1 protein-coding gene is annotated in these 537 nt (G+C 29.8%); it reads right to left on the reverse strand.

Annotated elements, in window-relative coordinates; all coding sequences use genetic code 11:
* Window positions 1-105: 105 nt before the first annotated feature.
* Window positions 106-537 (reverse strand): hypothetical protein (locus DNK85_RS12705; RefSeq protein ID WP_208123187.1); only part of this gene is annotated, 432 nt, incomplete at its 5' end.

Here is a 537-nt window from a genome sequence, read left to right on the forward strand (position 1 = left end):
GGTGACGATCAAGTAGCAGTCTCCTCAGTTACACCAATTAGATCAAGTGATTTAACTTTCTTTTTCCTTCACTATCTTTTTTCATCTTCAATTTCTTTTTCTTCTTCATTTTCCCCTTTCTCTTCTACTATTTTTTATATTTTCTTTTTCTCTTCTCCACTTACTACTTTTCCTTTTTCCTTTCTCCCTGTTTTTTTTTTTTTTTTTTTTTCCTTTTTTTCCTTTTTCTCCTTTCTTTTTTTCTCTCTTCTTCACTCCTTTTCCCCCTTTCTTTTCTCTTATTCCTTCTTCCTCTTTCTCCCTTTTTCTTTTCTTTTTCTCTCCCCTTTCCTTCTTTCCTCTCTTCCTTCTCTTCTTTTTTTTTTCCTTTTCTCTCTTTTCTTTTTCCTTTTCTCTCTCTTCTTTTTTTTTCTCTTTCTTTTTTTTTTCCTTCCTTTTTTTTCCCTTTTTTTTTTTTTCTCTTTTCTTTTTTTTCCTTTTCTTTTTTCTCTTTCTCTCCTTCTTCCTTTCTTTTTTTTCTTTTTCTTTTTTTCTCTC

Source organism: Cysteiniphilum halobium, from assembly GCF_003574425.1.
Classification (GTDB): domain Bacteria; phylum Pseudomonadota; class Gammaproteobacteria; order Francisellales; family Francisellaceae; genus Caedibacter; species Caedibacter halobius.